The organism is Bradyrhizobium sp., from assembly GCF_049691595.1.
Lineage (GTDB): Bacteria > Pseudomonadota > Alphaproteobacteria > Rhizobiales > Xanthobacteraceae > Bradyrhizobium.
This window is the reverse complement of the sequence record NZ_JBAVNZ010000290.1, coordinates 1-1,544: the sequence shown is the minus strand read 5'-3', so window position 1 is coordinate 1,544 and position 1,544 is coordinate 1. Positions and strand designations below refer to the sequence as shown.

Sequence of the window (1,544 nt, the reverse complement as noted above, 5' to 3'; positions counted from 1 at the left end):
CCTATGTGAAGCCCGGCGACCACGTCGTGACCTGCCTGTCGGTGTTCTGCGGCACCTGCGACAACTGCACCACCGGCCGCACCGTGCTGTGCACCGACACGACGGTAAAAATGCTGCCCGGCCAGTCCAATCGGTTGTCATGGGCGCGGTCGGAGAAGCTCCATCAGTTCCTCAATCTCTCGTCCTTCGCCGAACAGATGCTGGTGCACGAAAATGCCATCGTCAAGATCCGCAAGGACATGCCGCTCGAACTGGCGGCGCTGATCGGCTGCGGCGTCATCACGGGCTATGGCGCGGTGGTGAACACGGCAAAAGTCCAGGCCGGCGAGAATGTGGTGGTGATCGGCTGCGGCGGCGTCGGCATGGCCGCGATCAACGGCGCCGCGATCGCGGGCGCCGGCCGCATCATCGCGGTCGATACCAATCCGGCCAAGCTGCAGCTCGCCACCAAGCTCGGCGCCACCGACATCGTCGATCCCCGCAATGGCGACGTGGTGCAGCAGGTGCGCGATCTCACGGGTGGCGGCGTGCATCATTCCTTCGAGGTGCTGGGCCGCAAGGAGACCGCGGAGCAGGCCTTTGCGATGCTGGCGCCCGGCGGCACCGCGACCATCGTCGGCATGATCCCGTTCGGCCAGAAGATCGAGCTGCACGGCTTCGATTTCCTGCGTGAGCGCAAGATCCAGGGCTCGTCGATGGGCTCGAACCATTTCCGCGTCGACATGCCCCGCCTGGTCGAGTTCTACATGCGCGGCAAGCTGCATCTGGAGGACTGGATCTCGGCCAGGTTGAAGTTGTCGGAGATCAACGAAGGCTTTGCCGCCATGAAGGCCGGCAAGACCGTGCGCAGCGTGATCATGTTTGATGCGTGATGTGACCGCCGCTCGCGCCGACGTCAGATTTTCCGTCATGGCCGGCACAAGGCCGGACATGACGCCTGGATTGCTTCGCTTCGCTCGCAATGACGGCGTTGGCTCCATCTCCGGTTCGCTTCAATCATCAAACATCGGAGGCGGCGTGAATCCGCCGAATTCGCGCTCGATCAGTTCGGCGAGTTTCAGCGGTGTGCGATCTTCCAGCCAGGGGCCGACGATCTGGACGCCGACCGGCAGTCCGTCCGGTGAAAATCCGGTCGGGATCGCGGTCGCGGGCAGGCCGGGCAAAGTGGCGATGCCGGGCCAGGCCAGCTGATCCGGATAAACGTAGTCCTTGCCGTCGATCTTGATGCGCCGCGCCTCCTGTTGCGGCGAATGATCGTGCGGATAGGCCGGCGTCGGCATCACCGGGCAGATCACCGCATCGAAGCTTTTGAACAGCTCGCGCCATTGCGCGCGCAGGCGGGCGCGTGCGCCGTCGTCGAGCACCCAGTCGCGGTGGCTCAGCGTCATGCCCCGCAACCGCTCGGCGGCGAGGCTTCGGTTGTCGGCCGCCAGCCGCGCGGCCCCGGCCTGCGCGCCGGCGATCACTTCCGGCGGGAGGAACGCCCCGAGAAACGACATCAGCATCCGCATATAGAGCCGCGAGGAATCCGCAAAGTCCGGCCA

Annotated in this window: 2 protein-coding genes; one reads left to right on the top strand and one right to left on the bottom strand. The window is 65.2% G+C overall.

The annotated features are described in order from the left end of the window. The coding region (locus tag WCE35_RS13085) for a zinc-binding dehydrogenase (protein WP_424593771.1) at positions 1-872 on the top strand (872 nt) is incomplete at its 5' end. A 120-nt stretch (positions 873-992) separates the two neighbouring features. Here WCE35_RS13085 and WCE35_RS13080 read toward each other — a convergent pair. Further along, positions 993-1,544: amidase family protein (locus tag WCE35_RS13080; RefSeq protein ID WP_424593770.1), on the bottom strand; the 552-nt coding region annotated here is incomplete at its 5' end.